Annotated in this window: 15 protein-coding genes and 3 pseudogenes; 4 read left to right on the top strand and 14 right to left on the bottom strand. The window is 68.2% G+C overall.

Annotated elements, in window-relative coordinates; all coding sequences use genetic code 11:
* Window positions 1–8 precede the first annotated feature (8 nt).
* Window positions 9–1217, top strand: coding sequence for a glutamate--cysteine ligase (locus ACEXHE_RS05960; protein ID WP_374785252.1), 1209 nt, complete (start codon window positions 9–11; stop codon window positions 1215–1217).
* A gap of 107 nt (window positions 1218–1324) precedes the next feature.
* On the opposite strand, the gene ACEXHE_RS05955 is transcribed toward ACEXHE_RS05960, so the two are convergent.
* From ACEXHE_RS05955 to ACEXHE_RS05945, 3 genes are all read right to left on the bottom strand, one after another.
* A complete protein-coding gene (locus ACEXHE_RS05955; RefSeq protein WP_374785069.1) occupies window positions 1325–1837 on the bottom strand; it encodes a hypothetical protein in 513 nt (170 codons plus the stop codon).
* A gap of 701 nt (window positions 1838–2538) precedes the next feature.
* Window positions 2539–3960: a hypothetical protein gene (locus ACEXHE_RS05950; protein WP_374785068.1), complete on the bottom strand. Its 1422-nt coding sequence runs from the start codon at window positions 3958–3960 to the stop codon at window positions 2539–2541.
* Window positions 3944–4468: a hypothetical protein gene (locus ACEXHE_RS05945; RefSeq protein ID WP_374785067.1), complete on the bottom strand. Its 525-nt coding sequence runs from the start codon at window positions 4466–4468 to the stop codon at window positions 3944–3946. The genes ACEXHE_RS05950 and ACEXHE_RS05945 overlap by 17 nt, the downstream gene beginning before the upstream one ends.
* 173 nt (window positions 4469–4641) lie before the next feature.
* Here ACEXHE_RS05945 and ACEXHE_RS05940 point away from each other — a divergent pair, with 173 nt between their 5' ends.
* Window positions 4642–5160 (top strand): AAA family ATPase, encoded by a 519-nt coding sequence (locus tag ACEXHE_RS05940; protein WP_374785066.1) that lies wholly within the window; start codon window positions 4642–4644, stop codon window positions 5158–5160.
* Window positions 5161–5209: 49 nt separating this feature from the next.
* On the opposite strand, the pseudogene ACEXHE_RS05935 reads toward ACEXHE_RS05940, so the two are convergent.
* A pseudogene (locus ACEXHE_RS05935) lies at window positions 5210–5668 on the bottom strand (tRNA (adenosine(37)-N6)-threonylcarbamoyltransferase complex transferase subunit TsaD); the annotation flags it as partial.
* Between the two features lie 15 nt (window positions 5669–5683).
* Window positions 5684–5947: pseudogene (locus ACEXHE_RS05930) on the bottom strand (fatty acid desaturase family protein); the annotation flags it as partial.
* Here ACEXHE_RS05930 and ACEXHE_RS05925 point away from each other — a divergent pair.
* Window positions 5934–6590 (top strand): annotated as a pseudogene (locus tag ACEXHE_RS05925) (glutamate-cysteine ligase family protein); the annotation flags it as partial. The pseudogenes ACEXHE_RS05930 and ACEXHE_RS05925 sit on opposite strands and share 14 nt — an antisense overlap.
* A 59-nt stretch (window positions 6591–6649) precedes the next feature.
* On the opposite strand, the gene ACEXHE_RS05920 reads toward ACEXHE_RS05925, so the two are convergent.
* The 7 genes from ACEXHE_RS05920 to ACEXHE_RS05890 all read right to left on the bottom strand — a co-directional run bounded on the left by ACEXHE_RS05920 (window position 6650) and on the right by ACEXHE_RS05890 (window position 17750).
* Window positions 6650–8164, bottom strand: a complete 1515-nt coding sequence (locus ACEXHE_RS05920; protein ID WP_374785065.1) for a hypothetical protein — start codon at window positions 8162–8164, stop codon at window positions 6650–6652.
* Window positions 8165–8173: 9 nt separating this feature from the next.
* Window positions 8174–9550, bottom strand: coding sequence for a hypothetical protein (locus ACEXHE_RS05915; RefSeq protein WP_374785064.1), 1377 nt, complete (start codon window positions 9548–9550; stop codon window positions 8174–8176).
* Window positions 9551–9553: 3 nt separating this feature from the next.
* Window positions 9554–10096, bottom strand: coding sequence for a hypothetical protein (locus ACEXHE_RS05910; RefSeq protein ID WP_374785063.1), 543 nt, complete (start codon window positions 10094–10096; stop codon window positions 9554–9556).
* 124 nt (window positions 10097–10220) lie between these two features.
* The gene (tsaD, locus tag ACEXHE_RS05905) at window positions 10221–11366 is read right to left on the bottom strand and encodes a tRNA (adenosine(37)-N6)-threonylcarbamoyltransferase complex transferase subunit TsaD (RefSeq protein ID WP_374785062.1); all 1146 of its coding nucleotides are present in this window, start codon (window positions 11364–11366) and stop codon (window positions 10221–10223) included.
* 381 nt (window positions 11367–11747) lie between these two features.
* The gene (locus ACEXHE_RS05900) at window positions 11748–14429 is read right to left on the bottom strand and encodes an excinuclease ABC subunit A (protein WP_374785061.1); all 2682 of its coding nucleotides are present in this window, start codon (window positions 14427–14429) and stop codon (window positions 11748–11750) included.
* A gap of 807 nt (window positions 14430–15236) precedes the next feature.
* A complete protein-coding gene (locus ACEXHE_RS05895) occupies window positions 15237–16589 on the bottom strand; it encodes a fatty acid desaturase (protein ID WP_374785060.1) in 1353 nt (450 codons plus the stop codon).
* Window positions 16590–16688: 99 nt separating this feature from the next.
* Window positions 16689–17750 (bottom strand): ferredoxin reductase, encoded by a 1062-nt coding sequence (locus tag ACEXHE_RS05890; RefSeq protein ID WP_374785059.1) that lies wholly within the window; start codon window positions 17748–17750, stop codon window positions 16689–16691.
* An 84-nt stretch (window positions 17751–17834) separates the two neighbouring features.
* Between ACEXHE_RS05890 and ACEXHE_RS05885 the strand changes: the two genes are divergently transcribed.
* Window positions 17835–19046 (top strand): PucR family transcriptional regulator, encoded by a 1212-nt coding sequence (locus ACEXHE_RS05885; protein ID WP_374785058.1) that lies wholly within the window; start codon window positions 17835–17837, stop codon window positions 19044–19046.
* Window positions 19047–19121: 75 nt separating this feature from the next.
* Here the strand turns inward: ACEXHE_RS05885 and ACEXHE_RS05880 are convergent, their stop codons facing one another.
* Both ACEXHE_RS05880 and ACEXHE_RS05875 read right to left on the bottom strand, forming a co-directional pair.
* Window positions 19122–19922: a hypothetical protein gene (locus ACEXHE_RS05880; protein WP_374785057.1), complete on the bottom strand. Its 801-nt coding sequence runs from the start codon at window positions 19920–19922 to the stop codon at window positions 19122–19124.
* A 300-nt stretch (window positions 19923–20222) separates the two neighbouring features.
* Window positions 20223–20756 carry a GNAT family N-acetyltransferase gene (locus ACEXHE_RS05875; protein ID WP_374785056.1) on the bottom strand — a complete coding sequence of 178 codons (534 nt, stop codon included), beginning with the start codon at window positions 20754–20756 and terminating at the stop codon, window positions 20223–20225.
* Window positions 20757–20813: the final 57 nt, after the last annotated feature.

Here is a 20813-nt window from a genome sequence, read left to right as displayed (position 1 = left end):
GCGTGACGCTGCACCTGCCCTTCGCCCCCTCTGAGCAGTCCACCCTGGGATTGGAATGGGAGCTGGCCCTGGTGGACGCCGGGACCGGGGCACTGCGCTCGGACGCGGACACGGTGCTCGGGGAGGTGGCCCGCAATGCCGGCCTGGCCCCGGGCACGGACCACCCGCGGATCACCCAGGAGCTGCTGCAGAACACGGTGGAGCTGGTCACGGGCGTCTGCCACCGGGTGGATGAGGGCGTGGAGCAGCTGCGCACGGTGGCCCGTGAGGTGCAGGCGGTGACGGACCCGCTGGGCCTGGAGCTGTACTCGCAGGGTTCGCATCCCTTCGCCCTGCCCACGGACGAGCCGGTCACCGAGAAGGACCGCTACGGCAAGATGATCGACCGCACCCAGTGGTGGGGCCGGCAGATGGTGATCTACGGGGTCCACGTGCACGTGGGTCTGGATGACGTCCGCAAGGCGATGCCCGTGGTGGACGGTCTGGTCAACTACTTCCCGCACGTCCTGGCGCTCTCGGCCTCCAGCCCGTTCTGGGCGGGTGCGGACACCGGTTATCAGTCCCAGCGCACCCTGATGTTCCAGCAGCTGCCCACGGCGGGGCTGCCGTTCCAGTTCCAGGACTGGTCCGGGTTCGAGTCCTGTGTGGCGGACCTGATGCACACCGGCGTGATCGATGACGTGACTGAGTGCCGGTGGGATGTGCGCGCGGTGCCGCGGCTGGGCACTGTGGAGATGCGCATGTGCGACGGCATGGCCACAGTGGAGGAGATCGGCTCCATCGCCGCCCTGACCCAGTGCCTGGTGCAGGACTTCAGCGACACCCTGGAGGCGGGCGGGAGCATCCCCACCATGCCGCCGTGGCATGTGCAGGAGAACAAATGGCGCGCGGCCCGCTATGGGCTGGAGGCGATCATCATCCTGGATGCGAACGGTGAGGAGCAGCTGGTCTCGGACCACCTGCGCGCCGAGCTGGAGCGTCTGGCACCGGTGGCCGAGCGGCTGGGCTGTTCGGCGGAGCTGGACGGGATCCACGCCATGCTGGAGTCCGGCGGTGCGGCGGCACGTCAGCGCCAGGTCGCGGCGCAGACGGTGCGCCAGGCCGCTCAGGCCGTCGGGGCAGGGATCGGTCTGCCTGCCCTGCCCGATCCCACGGCGCCGCTGCGTGCTGTGGTGCGTGACGCCGTCGGGCGCACCCGCGACTCCCTCTCCCGCTGACCACCCCCTCCGATCATGTGAACACTGCATGTTGAGACACGCCGGGCAGACCTGTCTCCGTCGTTGACGTGATCAGGATTGATGTCTGACGATCTCTCGGACTGTTTCTAGGGAAGGATCGTCAGCAGGTGCAGGTAGAGCTCCGATGACGGCACGGCTTCCAGGAGAAGGCCTGGGTGCCCCGAGGCGTGATCGGCTGCCCCGAGGCGGTACTGACCGTGGGTGACCGAACCGAGGTACTGCTCGGAGAGAACCGTCGGGTCACCGTCCTGCACAGTGATGATCCAGCGGTACAGCCGATCAGACCACACCGTCCGCAGCCCAGGGGGCGCTGTATTCGGCACCGCAGTCTGGGGATCCGACAGACGTGCCGTGAGGCGAGCGACGTCCACCCGGGTGTTGCCGACATCCGTGTTGACGGCGGGCCCGATACCCGCGAACCGAGAGATCAACTCGGCCGCCCGGGTACGGTGGAACGCACCCACCCAACGATGGGATGCGGTCGAGACGACCGCGGTGGCCGTCGGACCTGTCAACGCCAGGTCGAGCAGCACTCGACGTGAGCGGTCCATCTCCAGCCGGACGAGGACGCGATCGCGAGACAACACGATGTTGCGCATCAGCTGGCGGGCAACCGGTCCAATCCGTCCATCGGGCTCCAGTGCGTCAAAGGCATTCAGTCGCGCTGCACGCTCTGGGTCGGCTTGGGGCCCCGGACCGGTGCTGCCCGCCGCATCGAGCAGCCAAGCGTAATCATCTGCGGAGATCTCTGTGACTCCTGGCAGTGGGCCCGGGCCCGGATGAGGCGGTGAAATGGACGGTCTGCTGCGTGAGCGTTCGATCCCCTGGGCGTCAACGACCGCCGCATCGAAGAGGGGCTCGAAGCGTCGGATGCTTCGCGGCGAACACAATCCCCGGATCACGCAGAGCCCCTGAGGCGCACCAAAGACCCAGGAACGCTCGATGATCGACCGTTGAGCGCGCAGGCCGAGACGCCACGTCGACCATCCTCGGGCGTCAGGCCTCCTGTACGGTTCTGCAGCCAGCGCTGTCCACCCGCCGTCATTCTGGAACGGGCTGTCCCACTCACCGTTTGTGACCTTGCTCCAGGGAACCCGGTCCATGGTCAGCGTGGGGAGCACATCCCGGAGGGATTCGGCACCGGTGAAGATGAGTGTGTCTGCCCGGGATGGGTCTGCCAGCCGCGTCCACCCCCGTGGCCGTCCCAGCGGCCCATCGGCTGAAGTCGCAGGGACCTGCAGTTCGATCGGCTTCATCGGGCGCGGACCCGACTGGGGAGCACCATGATGCGGTCGATCACTCATCCGTCACCCTGGGCGTGGGCGGCGCGCTCGTCGGCAAGGCCCTTGAGCCGTTCATACTCGTCCTCGTCGAATTCATCGGCTTTTTGTATGCGTGCCCCCTTCCGTTCCAGCTCCGCCTGCGTCCAGGTGTCGTCGTAGATCCCCTCGACGACTGCGGAGACGACCTCACCGGTGGCCTGGTCCACCGCGTAGACCACCACAAGCCCGGAGGGTCCGGTGACCGGAAGGACCACCAGGGCGGTAGCGGACGTGGTTCCCCAGCTGGCAAGAGAACTCAGAGTTGTCGAGAAGAAGGCCTGGTCACTGTGATGGTTGTAGACCTGCTGCAGATCCTCGGTAGACATGAGAACTCCGTTGACCTGCGCATTGGTTCGCGCCATGTCGCCAGCCACAAACATGGTCGGAGCGAGCATGAGGATCTCGAACACTGTCAGACTGCGTGACGCCACCGGGCCGATTTTGTCCGCAGCCTCGCCACTGGCAAAGGTCACGATATCCGAAGCGCTCTGCACCACGACATTGCCTTCTCCGTCATAGCCGGTCGGGATCTGGATGTGTGAGGTCTCCGGGTCACTGCCGATGGCGACGATGATCTGGGCGTTCAGGTTCGGGTCCATCGCGCTGCCCACACGCACGCGGACACCTTCGGCATTGGTGATCCATTTGCGCCCCTCACTGTCCACGTAGTCATATGGCAGGGCATCCAAGTCGATCTCACCAGCGATGCGTTCGACCTGAGCCCAGGTGAGCTCGCCGCCGAACAGATCACTCTGCATCAGGGCCAGTTCCAGCTCCTGCTGAGAATCGGCACTGTCCAGCCCGCCCTCCATGACGGTGAAGCGCGGTGCTCCGAGTTCTTGGACGTCGACTCCGTTCAATGTGTCGGCCAGCGTCTGCCGCGCGCTCTGCAGCACTTCGAGCGCATTTTGGACCTTACCCTTTCGGATCTCGACCTCGTTCATGAGCTCGTTGAACTTGTCTTCCTTCTCCTCATCCGTTCCGGTCAGAGGATTGGTCAAGCTGTCGTAGGTTGTCCGCGCCCAGCGGTCGTGCTCCAGCTTGAAGGACATCGGCTCCGGCACCGACTCGTCGTAGACCGTCACGGCCCCGTCCAAGACCTCGGCGGCCTTCAACAGACCGTCAACTGTCACAGCCGCCCCATTCATGGCAGTCCGCACCTGTTCAGTCTCGGTCGTCACGTAGTAGCTCGGCAGCATCGACCAGAGCCGAATGACTTCCATGTACTGCTCATGCTCCTCGCGCATGTGCGCCAGGACGTTGTCGGAGAAACGTGGGCCATCCACTGTCCTGGGGTAGAACGGAACCCACGGGACCAGCCCGTCCCAGTACTTGCCAACACAGTGTGAATGGGCCTCGGTCCCTTCCCCGAGGAAGTCAGCTTCAACCCACGTCGCCATGGTCACCATCCTCATGGTGTTCGCGAGCCTCGACAAACGGCGTGGACTGATAGCCCCGTTCCAGTGAAGGGATGTCCGTGCCGTCCCAGACGGAGGGGATCGTCGTGCGCCCCTCGGGAGGTTCATTGCCGGAGGGCGAGATGATGTCCGGGAAGTTCTCCAAGTCATCTCCCCGCTGCGAGGTGTTCCACAGTGCCATCTCGGCGTCTCCCGAGGCGTAGTACGAGACCGCGTCCTGCATGGCGTTCACATTGTTCATGACTGTCTCATACAGTTCGCGGTAGGCGGGTTTGAACACCTGTTCCTCGAAGTCGAACAGTGCGGTGTGGAGGCGATCGGCGACATTCTTCGGTTCAAGCGCGCCCGACTCTTCGAAAGCGAAGCACGAGCTGTCGATCTGCTCGAAATCGTCTCTAGTGGGCGGCACGGCTCTGCGTCCGTCCATGATGTCCTTGATCGAATCCAGTATCCGCTGGCACTCATCGATATTGACCCAGTATTTGGTCATGACTCCTCGCCCCCTCAATGCGATCTCTGCCCCAGACTATCGGGGCGGCCAACCAGTGGCGATGGGGAGAACTGCCCATCGGGGGGTCACCGCCGCCACGCACGGATAGCATGATATGCATGCCGTTGCTCTGTGCAGACTCGCCGCTACCCCACACCCCGCGGCAGGTACTGGTGGCAGGGGTGACCGGGGTGGGCAAGTCCACGCTGTCCGCGCAGCTGAGTGAACGGTGGAACCTGCCCTACACCGGGATGGACGTGTTGCACTGGGGCCCATGCTGGACGCCCCGCCCTGACTTCCATGCCCAGGCCACAGCCCTGGCGCAGAGCACGCAGTGGGTCACCGAATGGCAGTACTGGAGCAAGGGTTTCAAGCACATCCTGGGCGACCGGGCGGACACCTGCATCTGGCTGAACTTCCCCCGCCGGCGAGCCCTGCCCCGGCTGCTCAAGCGCACGGTGACCCGCTCGCTGACCGGCCGTGAGGTGTTCGAGGGCTGCGTCGAACCCCCGCTGTGGCACGTGTTCTCAGACCCGGATCACATCCTGCGCTGGGAAGCCCGGACCCACAACAACTGGCGCGAGCGCATGCAGACGCTGCCGGAGGAGTTCCCCCACCTGACCATCATCGAGCTGCGCTCACCCAGTGAGGTCCGCCAGTGGCTGGCCGGCCCGGCCAGCCTCCTTCCCTGAATCACCCACACATTCCCGACGACGGCCGGTCACCTCATGCGGTCAGGGCTCACCCCACCAGGGACACGCGTTCCACGGGCTGGCCGGGGTCAGCGGCGAACGCCAGGCCCGAGGGCTCCACGCCGTCGGCCACCAGCTGCGCCCCCAACGCGGCCACCATGGCCCCGTTGTCCGTGCACAGCCGCACCGGGGGCACCGTCAGCTCGATCCCGGCCGCCGCGCATCGCTCGGCCAGCAGTCCGCGCAGTCGTGAGTTCGCCGCCACTCCCCCGCCCAGCAGCAGGTGGTCCAGACCGTGCTCCTGGCAGGCACGCACCGCCTTGGAGGTGATCACGTCCGCGACCGCCTCCTGGAAGGATGCGGCGATGTCCGCCGTCGGGATCTCCTCATCCGGCACCCCCGCGGCCTCGAACTGCTCCACACACCGGGCCACCGCGGTCTTCAGGCCGGAGAAGGACCAGTCATGCCGGTGCTTGCCGGGCTCCTCGGCCGTGCCCACGAACTTCGGGGGGCGTGATCGTGATCAGCGGGTGGGCAGGGCCAGGCGGAAGACCTTGGCCCAGGCGGAGCCGACCTGCTTCAGCAGCGGACCGGTGGTGTACGGCAGGCCGTAGCGGGCGCAGATCTCGCGGACCTTGGGCGCCACCTCGGCGTACCGGTTGGAGGGCAGGTCCGGGAAGAGGTGGTGCTCCACCTGGTGGGAGAGGTTGCCGGTCATGAAGTGCATCAGCTTCGAACCGGAGATGTTCGCCGAGCCGATCATCTGCCGCACGTACCAGTCCCAGCGGACCCTGATGTTCCAGCAGCTGCCCACCGCAGGGCTGCCCTTCCAGTTCGAGTCCTGGTCCGGTTTCGAGGGCTGCGTGGCGGACCTGACGAAGACCGGGGTGATCGACGACGTCACCGAGTGCCGCTGGGACGTCCGGGCCGTGCCCCGGCTGGGCACCGTGGAGATGCGGATCTGCGACGGGGTGGCCACCCTGGAGGAGATCGCGGCGATCGCGGCACTGACCCAGTGCCTGGTGCAGGACTTCTCCGACAGGCTGGAGTCCGGCGGCACGATCCCCACCATGCCACCGTGGCATGTGCAGGAGAACAAGTGGCGGGCGGCCCGCTACGGCCAGGACGCCATCATCATCCTGGACGCGGCCGGCGAGGAGACCCTGGTCTCCGATCACCTGCGCGCCGAGCTCGAACGCCTCGTCCCGGTGGCCGAGCGCCTGGGCTGCGCCGCGGAGCTCGCGGACGTGGAGACGATCCTCGCCGGGGGCGGGGCCGCGGCGCACCAGCGGCGGGTGGCGGCCGCGGAGGCCGGTGCTGATGCTGCCGGGGTCGGCCGGGAGCGGACCGAGGACCACGACGCCGAGGCCCCCCTGCGCGCGGTCGTCGCCGATGCGGTGGCCCGGACGCGCGTCTCGATCACCGGCTGAGCGGCGGTCCGGTCCGGGCTCGCGAGGAGGGAGGGCCGGGACGACCGCCCACACCGTGCCTACTGCCGGTCGGGGACCGTGGGGCCCGGGGACAGCATCTGCTGCAGGGTGATGAACAACCCCGAGGTCGAGGCCGGGACGAGCCGCACCCGGGCCCCGGCCGTTGCCGTGCTCGAGCCGCCTGTCCCGTCCGGCCGGGTCAGCACGTGGTTGCCCCAACGGCCGGCGTTTAGGGCCATCAGGGTCCGCCCGGCGGCGGTAGCCCCCGGTACCCGGGCCGCGCCGTCCTCCTCACCCTGGCCCTCGCCCTGGACCTCGCCCTCCCCCGCCGGATGGATATCCCGGGTCTCGAGGGTCCAGAGCAGGCAGCGCTCCGCCCAGATCTCCCGCCACCGCGGATCCGCGGCCAGGTCCTCCGGCAGGCCCCCAGACACACCCCCGGGCATGCCCTCCGGAGACGGCGTGTCCGGTGCCAGGACCCGGCGCAACAGCACCTCACGGTCCACGGTGTCCACCGTGAGCCGGCGCGAGTCCGAGGGACCCAGGCCGGCGCTGCGCAGCACCATCTCGGCCGAGCGCTCCGCCGGGTGCAGCCCCAGCAGGACCTCGTCCTGCAGGCCCGGGACGGGCAGGGCGTGGGCGACGACCGCCACGATCCCCCGGTACAGGTACAACTCCAGGGACCGGTGGCTGCCGTGCCGACTGTGGAGGGTCAGGGTCGAGACCTGCCGCGCGCCCTGGAGCACGATCGCGGCGAGCACCCCGCGCTCCGTCAGCTGCGGACCGGTGTCCCCGGCCAGCCCTGCCGCGGAGAGGCTGGACCAGGCCTCCACCGGGCTGGGACCGGTCCCACCGGGGACGGGGCCGGTCGGCGTCGTCAGGGCGGTGGTCTTCAGCGTCTCCAATGCGGCGGGGGTGATCTCGAGCAGGGCCGCGCCGGCCCATACGCCGGCCTCGCTGAGCGGCGGGGTGGCGTCGGGGTCCTTCTCCCGGTACTGGACGCCGACGAGGGACTGCGGGGAGGGATGCCCCGGGGACAGCGCCGGCGCCCAGTCGGCGGGGACGGCACCGGCCATGGAGTCCGCGATCATCTCCACCAGGACCAGGTCCGCGACGGCGCAGAGGAACGTCACGTCCAGGGAAGGCGTCGTGGTCATCTCGTCGAAGTCCGCCGGCAGGCCCCGTTCGGCCGACCAGAGCAGCCAACGGACCTCGGCCACAGGCCGGCCGGCCACGGAGGCCACCGTGCGCAGGAAGCGCAGGCCGAACCAGGCACCACCGGACCACCGGTCCATGCCGACCGGCACGCCCCGGACTGGGGCGGGACCGTCCGGTGCGCCGAAGCGCGGGGCACCGGGGGCGGAATCGGTGCGGGGGTCGTGGAGGGAGTGGCCCGCGGGCAGGTCGGTCTGGGTGTCCCAGTGACGGACGGTGAACACCGGGGTGACCCGGTCCCCACCGGCCAGGGGCATCATGAGCAGGTCAGCGCCCGGTAGGAACGCCGGGGTCCACCCGGCGGGCACGGGCAGTGTCGGGACGGGCCCGGACCGGGGCACACGGGTGGACCCGCTCACGGTGTCCACTCAGTCGACCTCGAACTCGCCGGTCTCCGGGTTGTACCGGTCCTGCATCTCGTCCAGGCTCCAGGACTCGTCCCCGGCCTCGTTGACGATGAACTCCGTGAGCCCCGTGGCCACGTAGGTCACGGCCACGCCGATGACGGTGCCGCCGGGACCGAGCACGGCCGTGAGCACCGCGGAACCGGCACCGGTCGCGATCTGCACGCCGCCCATGATGAGCTGCTCGTTGGAGTACTTCTGCACGATGTCCTGGTAGTCCTCCTCGGAGAGCAGGGGCGCCTGCATCGAGAGGTCCTCCCGGAACCGGTTGATCGTCACGCCCGTACCGACGACCGTGACGATCGCCGTCGCCCATCCGCCGATCACCCCCTTGCCGAGGGTGGAGTCGGTGAGCTTGCCCAGGGAGTTCAGTCCGAACTTGGAGGCCATCTGCGCCACGGTCTGGGTGGTCTCGCCGTCGAAGGACAGGTCCACCTGGCGCCACTCGGTGTTCTCGTTCATCACGGCCAGCACAGCGGCGTTGAGGTTCGGGTCCATCGGCGATCCGCTGCGGACCAGTTCGCCGTTGGGCCCGTAGGTCCAGCGCACGCCGTTGGCGTCCTCGTAGTCGAAAGGCAGGTCCTCGTACTGGGCGAAGACCTTTTCTGCGATCGCCAGCAGGTCCGCGTCCGAGAGGTTCGCGTCCTTGAACACGTGGCTGGCCGCGAGGGCCTCGGCCAGTTCCTCCGGCGTCTCGTACCGGGTGAGGGCCTCGTCCCGGTGGGAGAACTCCATCTCCCCCAGCTTCTTCATGTCGATGCCCTCGATGGCGGTGGCCAGGTCACGGCGGGCGATGTTGATGTGGTCGATCACCCAGATCGGCCCGTTGGCCTCCTTGCCGTCCCGGACCTCACGCATCGCGTTGGACTTGTCCGTGTAGGACATCCCGTACTTCGTGGTGAAGGCCTCCTCGGACAGGGAGTCGTGGTCACGCTCGACCCTGCGGTAGTCCTCCATCCACCCGGTGGCCCAGTCGTCGTACTCGACCTTCATGTCGTCGAAGTCCTGCAGGTTGGTCTTGTAGACCTGCACCGCGGCGGAGAACACCTCCCCGGCGCGCTTGAGGGCCTGCAGCTTCTCGGCGATCGGGGTCATGGCGGCGAAGACCGTGTCCTTGTCCGCACCGCCGTACACGTCACGGAACTCGCTCCACTTGGTCACCGCCGTCATCAGGTGGGTGGAGGTCTCCTGGCAGTTGTCCGCCAGGTTCTGGGCACCGGAGGCGGCCATGTGGACGTTCCCGGTGTCGATGGCCCAGGAGCAGATCCCGTCCCAGTACCGGGAGGTGTGGTTCTCCTGGGAGACCCCGGTGATCCATTCGACGTCAGCAAACTTGGTCATGGCTCACCCCTGACTTCCGTGGGCGAGTTCATAGGGGTTGGTGACGAAGTGCTGATCCCCGAGCGGGTCGTTCGGGTTCGGATAGCTCGGTGCCGGGGAGGACGGGGTCGGCTCGGAACTGGGCTCGCCGGAACCCTCGGAGCCGTCTGCGGCACCGGGGGACGGGATGTCGGCCGTGGAACTGCAGTCCGCGGAGCGGTACTCGGGGAAGCCGGAGGTGGCACCGGAGGACTCATATGCCATGGCGGCGTCGCCGGAGACGTAGTAGTCGACCGCCTCCTCCATCGCGTCGATGCAGTTGGTCAGGTCTCGGATCACGCCCTCGTAGGTAGGGTCGAGCTTGTTGTCCAGCAGGTCGTAGTACTGCTCGTCCAGCTTCTCGGCGTCACCCTTGGTCAGCGAGCTCTCCTGGGCGGCGTAGGAGTGACGGTCCACCATGCGCAGGTCGTCGTCCACCCACTGGTAGTCGTTGCTGGCCTCCACGATATCCCGCAGGTCTCGGATCACCCGCTGACAGCCTGCCACGTCGATCCAGTACTCGGTCATGGTCTTCCCCTCCGCTGCGGCCATGGCCCCACGGGGCCCGTCCACCTCAGTGTAGGCGCGGGACCGTCACCCCGCGATGGGGAGAACTGCCCATCCGGCGGCTGCCGGGCCCGCCGGATCCGCCTCAGCCCGCCAGTGAGATCCGTTCCACCGGCTGGCCGGGGTCGGCGGCGAAGTCCAGTCCCGAGGGTTCCACGCCGTCAGCCATCAGCTGCGCCCCCAACGCGGCCACCATGGCCCCGTTGTCCGTGCACAGCCGCACCGGGGGCACCGTCAACTCGATCCCGGCCGCCGCGCATCGCTCGGCCAGCAGTCCGCGCAGTCGTGAGTTCGCCGCCACTCCCCCGCCCAGCAGCAGGTGGTCCAGACCGTGCTCCTGGCAGGCACGCACCGCCTTGGAGGTGATCACGTCCGCGACCGCCTCCTGGAAGGATGCGGCGATGTCCGCCGTCGGGATCTCCTCATCCGGCACCCCCGCGGCCTCGAACTGCTCCACACACCGGGCCACCGCGGTCTTCAGGCCGGAGAAGGACCAGTCATGCCGGTGCTTGCCGGGCTCCTCGGCCGTGCCCACGAACTTCGGGGCGCTCAGTCCGCGTGGGAAGCGGAACGCGGTGGGGTCGCCGGTCTGGGCCAGCCGGTCGATCACGGGCCCGCCTGGGTAGCCGGCACCGAGCAGGCGGGCGACCTTGTCGTAGGCCTCCCCGGCGGCGTCGTCGATGGTGGACCCGAGCAGTTCTACATCCGAGGTCAGCCGGTTCACCCGCAGGATCTCGGTGTGGCCACCGGAGACGAGCAGGGCACCCAGGGATTCGGGCAGGTGTGCGCGGGAGTTCCCGACGACGGTCGCCTCACCTCCCAGCACCTCGTCCAGCACGCCGACTCCCACGTGGGCGACGAGGTGGTTGATGCCGTAGAGCGGCTTGCCGGTGGCCAGGGCGAGAGCCTTGGCTCCGGCCACGCCGACCATGAGTGCCCCGGCCAGTCCGGGGCCAGAGGTCACGGCGATCGCGTCGATCTCCTCCAGGGTGACGCCGGCGGTGACCAGGGCCTGCTGCAGGGTGGGGACGAACTCCTCCAGGTGGGCACGGGCGGCGATCTCCGGGATCACCCCGCCGAAGCGCACGTGCTCCTCCATGGAGGAGGCCACAGCGTTGGCCAGCAGCTCGGTTCCGCGGACGATCCCGAACCCGGTCTCATCGCACGAGGACTCGATGCCCAACACGAGCGGTGCGGTGGGCGTGGGAGCGGTGGAGCTGGATACGGACATGCCCCCATTCTAGGAACGGGGGTTGAGCAGCTCGTCCACAGCGTGGAACAGACCGAGCCCGTCCAGGGGCGTGAGCTTGACCATGGTTCCCTGTCCGCCGGGCCGGTCACCAGCCACTCGCCATGCATAGTGACCGAATCCCTTGACCCGAAGGACGCGGGTGACAGGGTCGATCTGGGAACCAACCGAGTCTTCCAGCGGCTTCTCGGTATACAACCTCCACCAGTCCCAGTCGGCCGTCCACCAGCGGTGGATGTCCTGGGGTGTCATCGTGGAGCTGGCGGTGGCCCCATCGGGAATCTGCTGCGGGAGCGGCTCGTTGTTGATGACTGCGCATAGAAGCGGATAGCTACCACGGGGCCCGCCGAAGCCTGCTGACTCTCACCCCAGGGAGGCGGCCTTCTGCAGCGCCGCCTCGAGGTACGGTGCCGACGCGCCGACTCCGGACGAGGCGACTTGCGCGGGCGTTCCTGAGGTGACCACCGTGCCGCCGTCGTCTCCCGCGCCGGGTCCGAGGTCGACGACGTGGTCGGCTGCGGCGACGACGCGCATGTCGAGCTCTACCGCGACGACGGTATTGCCTGCATCCACGAGGGTCTGAAGATGCGCCACGAGCCGGTCGGAGTCGGCGCAGTGCAGACCGGACGTCGGTTCGTCGAGTACGTAGAGAGTGTCCCCGCGCTGGGATCGTTGGAGCTCGGAGGCGAGCTTGACACGTTGTGCCTCACCTCCGGACAGCTCGGTAGCCGGCTGTCCGAGACGCAGGTACCCGAGACCTACGTCGATGAGTGCCGCGAGCGACCGCATGATGTCGAACTCTCCGTGGAAGAAATCGTGGGCCTCCTCGACGCTCATGGCGAGGATCTCCGCGATGTCGCGGCCGCGCCAGATGATCTCCAAAGTGCTGGACTGGTAGCGGGTGCCGTGGCAGTCGGGGCACTCGGTGTAGACCGAGGGGAGGAAGAGCAGCTCCACCATGACTGATCCCTCGCCCTTGCAGGTAGGGCAGCGACCGCCGGTGACGTTGAAGGAGAATCTGCCTGGCTTGTACCCCCGAGCGCGGGCCTCGGGCGTCTCCGCGAACCTCCGTCTCACGTGGTCGAACAGACCGGTGTAGGTGGCGACGTTTGAGCGCGGGGTGCGACCGATGGGCTTCTGGTCGATGCTGACGACGCGGCGCACCCCGGAGAGGTCTCCCCGGACCGTTCCCTCGAGCTCCTCGGGCTCGTCCGTCAGCAGGAGCTCGTCTTCTTCGGGGGCGGCAGCGTCCTCCGCTTGGACAGTTCGTGCCCGCCGCTCGCCGAGCAGCGCAGGTAATGCCTGGCTGACCAGGCTTGACTTGCCTGATCCCGAGACTCCGGTGACAGCGGTGAACACCCCGAGCGGAAGTGAGATCGACACGTCGCGCAGGTTGTTGCGAGTTACGTGCTCGAGCTGCAACCACCCCTGCGGCTCTCGGGGCGTCCGCCGGGGTAGGCCGCTGCCCCCGAAAACGTACCCGCGGGTGACGGACTCCTCCACCTCTGCGAGGCCATCGGTGGGCCCGCTGTAGATGACGCGTCCGCCGCGCTCGCCCGCGCCGGGGCCGATGTCGACCAGCCAGTCCGCGTGCCGCATCACGTCCACCGAATGCTCCACGACGAACAGGCTGTTGCCTCGGCGCTTGAGCCCATCGAGGATGCCGAGCAGCGCAGTGACGTCCTGCGGATGAAGCCCTGCGGAAGGCTCGTCGAGCACATAGACCACGCCGAACAGTTCGGAGGTCAGCTGGGTCGCGAGTCGCAGTCGTTGTAGCTCGCCGCCGGAAAGGGTGGGGGTGGTGCGGCCCAGGGAGAGATACCCCAGACCGAGATCGATGATCGGCCGCAGTCTGTTGACGAGTTCTGCGCCCAATCGCGCTGTCGCGGCCAGCTTCTCCACCGAGTGGTTCGGCGTCTTGCGCACGTCGGGGGCGGCCGCATGGGCTGAACCCCCGGCGTCGACGCGCTGCTGCACAGCGTCGCGCCGGGCTGTCTCACCCAGTGCCTGACCCGCCGTCTCGGTCCCGTCGAGATCGCCGGTGGCCCGCTCAACTGCCTCCTCGATCAACGTCGAAAGCTCCGCGAGCGGCAGCTCGGAGAGCTCTGCGACATCGAGGCCTTCGAACGTCACGGACAGAGCCTCCGGCTTCAGCCGCTTGCCGTGGCAGACAGTGCAGGGAGCGACCGTGAGGAACTGCGCCACGCGCCGCTTCATCGACCCGCTCTTGGTGTTCGCGAACGTGTCGAGCACGTACCGGCGAGCACCGACGAAGGTGCCGGAGTAGCTTGGCTCGACGCCAGCCTCGATCGCGGCCCGGGCCTCGGGGAGAGTCAGCCGCGAGTGGACCGGGACGTACGGCGTCTCCTCGGTGTAGAGGATCCAGTCCCGATCCTCCTTCGGCAGATCCTTCCAGGGGACGTCGACGTCGTAGCCGAGGGCGACGAGCACATCGCGCAGCTGATGACCGTGCCAGGCCGTGGGCCACGAGGCGATAGCCCGCTCGCGGATCGTCCGCGAAGGGTCGGGCACCATCTTGTCCTCGGTGACCTCGTACACGCGGCCGATGCCGTGACACTCAGGACATGCGCCCTGCACTGTGTTGGCGGAGAAGTCCTCGGCGTAAAGCATCGGCTGATCATCAGGGTAGTGGCCAGCCCGGGAATAGAGCATCCGCACCAGGGATGAGAGCGTGGTGATGCTGCCTACCGAAGACCGCGCGCTACGGCCTCCACGCTGCTGCTGAAGAGCAACGGCCGGCGGCATGCCCGTGATGGAGTCAACGTCCGGGACGCCGGCCTGGTCGATCAGGCGACGAGCGTACGGAGCGACGGACTCAAGGTAGCGGCGCTGAGACTCTGCGAACAGGGTTCCGAACGCCAGAGAGGACTTCCCCGAGCCGGAGACCCCCGTGAACACCACCAGCGCGTCGCGGGGCACCGTGAGGTCGATGTCCTGAAGGTTGTGCTCGCGCGCGCCGAGAACTCGCACGTCTGGCTGAACGGGCGAGGGATCCGGCGACGTGGGCGCGGGTGTTCTGACCATGCCTAGAAGATTAGCAACGGGGCCTATCGGTCGGGTCGGATCAGGCACCTGTCCTAGACAGTCCACCCGTCTGTGGCGCGCAGTGTGGGAGCGGTGGCCCGCACAGCTATGGAGGATGGACCCTTGCTGGCCTGAGCTCTGCGATAGCCGAGGTCAACGAAAGGAAACCCACTTCGGTCATCACCGTCACCAGCCGCTGGAAAGAACTCGCGAGCAAGGCGGGCCGGCGCTTCCACTGCCCGCGGACCTACCTACTTTCGGTTCGAAGGCCGGTCTCAGGCCCGAGCCGTCTGGGTGCGATTTCCGCGGCGGCTGGATTCCAACATCCCGGTCAATGAGCGCGCATCATAGCTGCCCACCATCTGACAACCATCGACGAAGAACGTCGGGGTCATCTTGGCGCCGCTGGGACTGCTGCATGAGTAAGTGACATCCTGATCCATAGGTCAGGTCATCCCAATCTGGCTTGCCCGGGAGGGCAGCCCGGAAGAAGGGTTCTGTCCCCAAGCCCTACCCGAGCGAGCTGGGTGACGGCCTGGTTCGTGTTGCTCGAGATCGCGAGACCGGCGTGACCATCGAGTAGATCGTTAAAGATGTGGGGCCCACCCGATGACGTTGCGCACGTGGTTGCCTCACGCCGACATCGAGGAGGGTGCCAAGCCGGGCCGGTCTCGGACTGCGGCCGCCGACTTGCGGCAGGCGCTCAAACGGATCCGGCTGCTGGCGCAGGAGAACGAGGTCCTTGACGGACAGAGGCAGCCCTCTCGCCAGCCCTACTACCACTGGTTGGCCAATCCCACCACCGCCTCACTTCCCGGGCAGGGCCAGGCGGAAGACCTTGGCCCAGGCGGAGCCGACCTGCTTCAGCAGCGGGCCGGTGGTGTACGGCAGTCCGTAGCGGGCACAGATCTCGCGGACCTTGGGCGCCACCTCGGCGTACCGGTTGGAGGGCAGGTCCGGGAACAGGTGATGCTCCACCTGGTGGGAGAGGTTGCCGGTCATGAAGTGCATGAACTTGGAGCCGTCGATGTTGGCCGAGCCGATCATCTGCCGCACGTACCAGTCGCCGCGGGTCTCCCCCTCCACCATCTCCTCGGTGAAGGTCTCCGCGCCCTCTGGGAAGTGGCCGCAGAAGATCACCGAGTGCGCCCAGATATTGCGCAGCCCGTTGGCCACCACGGTGCCGATCAGCGCGGCCTTGCCGGAGCCGGTCAGCAGCTCCGCGGCCACCGGGGTGGCGGCGTAGTCCTTGGCGAACTGCTTGGCGGCCTTCACACCCACCGAACGCAGATCTCGCATCAGTTCCTCACGGGACTTCTCTCCGGCCTTCACTCGGTCCAGTTCGAGGTCGTAGAGGGCGATCCCCCACTCGAACACCGGTGCCAGCCCGGCGTTGATCACCGGGTTGAGGATGTGGCGGGGCTGCCACTGCTCGTCCTCGTCCATGCGCAACACGTTGTAGCCCACATCCCGGTCCTTGCCGATCACGTTGGTCCAGCGGTGGTGCAGGTCGTTGTGGGTGTTCTGCCAGGCGGTGGACGGCGTGACGAAGTCCCATTCCCAGGTGGTGGAGTGGATGTCCGGATCGCGCATCCAGTCCCACTGCCCGTGGAGCACATTGTGCCCGATCTCCATGTTCTCGATGATCTTGGCGAAGGTCAGCATGGCAGTGCCGGCCACCCAGGCCACCTTGTTCTGGGCGTTGAGCAGGCAACCACGTCCGGCCAGTTCCAGCACACGTTGCAGGCGGATGACCCGGCGGATGTAGGCGGCGTCCGAGGCGCCACGGCGGGAGAGCACCTCGTCCCGGACGGCATCCAGCTCACGGGCCAGCTCGGCCACCTGCTCATCGGAGAGGTGGGCGGCGGCCGGTGGCCGCACAGCAGGGCTCCCGACGGCGGCCAGGGACCCTGGGCGCACCCGCGCGGCGGACGCTGGGGTCGAGTCAGGCGACGAGTCGGCAGCAGGGGCCGGGACAGTGGCCGTGGAGGCGGATGCGGCCGGGCTGCCCTCCTGCTGGTCCTCGCGCGGTGCCCAGCTGACGGTGTTCGGGCGGTCTGCCGGCAGGACACGGTCGCTGGAGCGGCGGATGGTGGTGCGGCGCTCCTCGGTGCTCGTCGCGGTTGTCTCGGTGGTGGTGGGATGCAGGGTCTGAGTCAAGGGTCCTCCTGAAGTGAGGGGATGGACGTCGGAAGTCTGGAAACGGGGAACGGGAGGCGAAGGCCCTCGGTGAGAGGCCGTCGTCGGGAAGGTGGAGGGCTAGAGGCCCAGGCTGACGGGCCCGGCGGCCGCGCTCACGCAGGTCTGGATCAGCTGGCCGGGGTCGCCGTGGACCTCGCCGGTGCGCAGATCGGTGACCTGGCCGGAACGCAGGGGCACCAGGCAGGCGTGACAGATGCCCATGCGGCAGCCGCTGGGGGCGGGCAGTCCGGCGTCCTCGGCGACCTCCAGCAGGGAGACGTCGCCCGGGGCCTGGACCTCGGTGTCGGACTGTTCGAAGATCACGAGTCCGCCGGCGCCGGCCTCTCCCCCGGTCAGGTCGGCCTGGAAGCGTTCCATCTGCAGGGCGCCGGGGCCGGTGGGCCCGTGGGTGGCCCAGAGGTGTTCGGCGTCGTCCAGGAACCCGGAGGGGCCGCAGGCGTAGGCCGCACGGTCACGCCAGTCGGGGCAGAGGGCATCCAGCGTGGCGGTGTTGGTGAGGTCCAGTCGGCCGGACTGGGAGGTGAAGTGGTGGTGGACCGTGAGTCCGGGGAACTGATCGGCCAGCTCCTCCAGCTCCTCGCGGAACAGGGCGGTCTGCGGGGTACGGGCGGAGTGGATCAGGACCACGTCAGCGTCCGGGCGGCGCGGGACCAGTGTGCGGATCATGGACATGACCGGGGTCAGACCGGATCCGGCGGTGAGCATCAGCAGCGGACGCGGCTCCTCGGGGAGCACGAAGTCCCCCTCGGGGCGGGCCAGGAACAGGACGTCGCCGACCTTGGTGGTGCGCACCAGGGTGCCGGAGACCTTCCCGATGTCCGTCACGGTGATCTCCGGATCGGCGCCGGCGGGGGCGGAGAGGGAGTAGGAACGCCACTGGCGCACGCCGTCCACATCCACGCCGATCCGGGCCCACTGACCGGCGTCATGCGCACGCCAGCCGGGGCCGGTGCGGAAGGAGATGGTCGCGCTGCCGGGCACGGGGCGGGTGACCTTGGTGACCACGCCGCGCAGCTGACGCGAGGAGTGGACTGGATCGAGCAGGGAGAGCACGTCCTGAGGGGTCATCGGGTGCAGCAGTGCCTCGGCCATGCGCTTGATCAGTGAAAGTCCTGCCATACCGTCAGCCTATGCGCTCGCCAGATCAACTTCTCCGCCTCGGGCGTACGATTGCGCCCAGGAACCTATCGCCGGGAGACAAGAATGACCATCATCCCCACCCCCACACCACCCTTGGACTGGAGTCCGCCGTGGGAGTCGCTGCCCTCGGACCTCTCGGAGGCGCTGGCCCCGGCCGTCCCGGGGATCGTGGAGAAGATCATCGAGACCGTCCCCCGGCAGATCCCCGCCTACGCCTCTGCTCGTGGTGACGGGCGGTACGGGGACAAGCTCACCCTCGGCGTGATCACCGCGCTGGACCAGCTGCTGGCCCTGCCCGGGACCTCCCGGCCGGCCCTGACCGCGGAGTCCCGTGCCCTGGTGGCCGACCTCGGTGCCGGTGAGTTCCGCCAGGGCCGTTCCATGGACGCGCTGCTGGCCGCCTACCGCACCAGTGCCCGGATCGCGTTCCGCGGGCTCTCCGAGGAGTGCGCCCGTCAGCAGATGGACCTGTCCGTGGTGGTGGATCTGGGCGAGTCGATCTGGGCGTACATCGACGAGCTCTCCTCCGTGAGCGCCCAGGCCTACGCCTTCGAGCAGTCCGCCCGCGCCGGCGTGCTGGAGCTGCGTCGCGCCGACCTGGTGGGGGCTCTGGTGCGCGGCGGTGTGGAGGAGGACGAGCTGGACCGTCTCTCCGGGGCCGCTGACTGGCGCCCGCCCCGGCGACTGGCCGTCGTCGTGATGCCCGTGGCCTCAGCTCCTGCAGTGCGTGCCGCGCTGGGGGTGAGCGGGCTGGTGGTGGAGCGCGAGTCCGAGGCCACGGCGCTGATCCCTGCCCCTGAGCGGCCGAGCCAGCGGACCCGGATGCTGCGGCTGCTGGCGGGATCGGGCGCGGTGATCGGGACGAGCGTGGACTGGCGTGGAGTGCCGCATTCGTACCGCATGGCGCGCACGGTGGCGTTGCAGCGCGGCTCCGCAGGGCCCGACGACGGACGCGCACCTCTGATGGCCGAGGATCACCTGGCGGCGGTGGTCCTGGGCGCGGAGCCACTGGTGATGGCCGAGCTGGCCGAACGGGCGCTGGCGCCGCTGAGGGAGCTGACCGAGGCCAAGCGCGAGGTGCTGGAGCAGACACTGCTGAGCTGGCTGAGCCATTGGGGGCAACGTGGGCCGGTGGCGCAGGAACTGGGCATCCACCCGCAGACCGTGGGGTACCGGCTGGGCCGGCTGCGCGAGCTGTTCGGAGACGCGCTGGAGGACCCTGCCGCGCGGTTCGACCTGGAGCTGGCCCTCCGCTGGCGGTCGCTCAGTCGCTGAGAGCCCCCATTCCGGATCACGTGAACAATCCAGACAGGGACACGCCGAGAAACTCCGCAGCCGTCGTACACGTGATCAGCGGTGGGGACCGAATCCTCGCTGTTCCTGCGCACGCATCGCCCGGCGCAGGCGGTCCAGGAAAGCCTGCTCTCCATAGGCGGTGTAGAGGTCACGCCCTGCCTTGACCGTGCGCCAGTCGTGCCGGTCAAAGTCGTCGTCACGCCAGATGTCTCGATTGACCTGTGCCTGCTCAGCATGGCCACCGCCGTCGTACTGCAGGGCCAGCTTCCACTCCAGCAGGGCCAGGTCGGGCTGGCGCCGTACACCTGACCCCAGCACGAGCACAGGATTCACCACCGGTTCCGGCAGTCCAGCACTCACCACCACCATGCGCATACGGGATTCCGGTGCAGAATCCACCCCCTCACGCAGCATCGGTCGGGCCTCACGGGCTGCCTGGATCCCCTTGACGCTGCGGCGGCGCCTCATCGCAGCATCGATCTCTGTGAGCGTCGCCAGCGGGTTGGCGCCCAACACCCCGTCTGGACGCGGCGGTCCATCGGAGCGCTGGAGCAGGGCGTCGCCTGCGGCCACCAGGTCCAGAGGGTCCTTCAGCAGCGGGGCCAGGTCCAGCCAGGTCCTTGCGGGCGTGGTCAGGCGCAGTCCGTCCACCTCCACTACATCCGACGTGTCCAGCTTCGCTCGGTGCCCCACCACGCCGGGGCGACGCATGGAACCGCTGAACCCCTTCTGGCCTGTGACATGGACCTGCTCACCGTCTTGCAGCCAGATCGGCAGCCAGATCCCCCACAGCTGCGCGGCCGTGACATGGCTCAGGTGTTGGCCTCCGCCCAGTCGGCACAGTGCCACAGCCATGTCCCGCCAGGACGGCTCCGCGTCGGCCCACATCCGCAAGCCGGGAGTCGGAGAGGTCAGATCCGGTCGCCGCAGTTGATGGCGGGTGACTCCGGCCCTGTGCGCGTCGCCAACGGAGAACACGGGGCCGAGGATGGGCGCGGGGGCAGCTGAGTGTTCCATTCCCCCAGCGTCGCGCACACCGCAGATGCCCGTCCGCGACTATCCACAACCTCATACTCCCGTCTGATCACGTGAACAATCCAGACAGGGACACGCCGAGAAACTCCGCATCTGTCGTACACGTGATCCGGGTTGGAGTCAGTCGGTGAGGGGCAGGCGCATGATCAGGGCGTCCACGGACTGGGTGCGCCCGTCGGCATCCCGCTCCCCGGGGTAGTACCCGCGGCGGGTGTGGATGTGCTCGAATCCGTGCTTGGCATAGAGCGCCTGAGCGCCGACGTTGTCTGCGCGGACCTCCAGCAGCAGCGCCTCGGCTCCACGCAGCCGGGCCTCATCGATCATCCACTGCAGCTGTACGCCGCCCAGCCCCAGGCCGCGAGCGCCGGGCACCACGCCGATCGTCTGGACATCGGCCACGTCGCCGACCACCATCAGGCCGCCGTAACCCACGATCTCCCCGTCGCGCTCGGCAGCCTCGCCAGCACCAGCACCCCCAGAGCTGTCTCGCACCACCACGCGGTAGTCCCGGGTGGCAGGCCGTCCCTGCACGTCCACTCCCCCGGCAGGCCCGGCCTGAGCCAGCTCCTCCAGGTAGAACTCCAGCGGCCAGGCCTCCAGGGGGAACAGCCGCTGCTCCAACTCCAGGACGTCCGGCAGGTCGAACGGGGTCATCGGGCGCAGCAGGAACCCGGCCGGCGCGCCTCCGCCCGGACCCTCACCAACCCCAGC

The sequence above is a fragment of the Micrococcus sp. IITD107 genome (assembly GCF_041927415.1).
Classification (GTDB): domain Bacteria; phylum Actinomycetota; class Actinomycetes; order Actinomycetales; family Micrococcaceae; genus Citricoccus; species Citricoccus terreus.
Note: the sequence above shows the minus strand (reverse complement) of the source record. Positions and strands in the feature narration are given on the sequence as shown.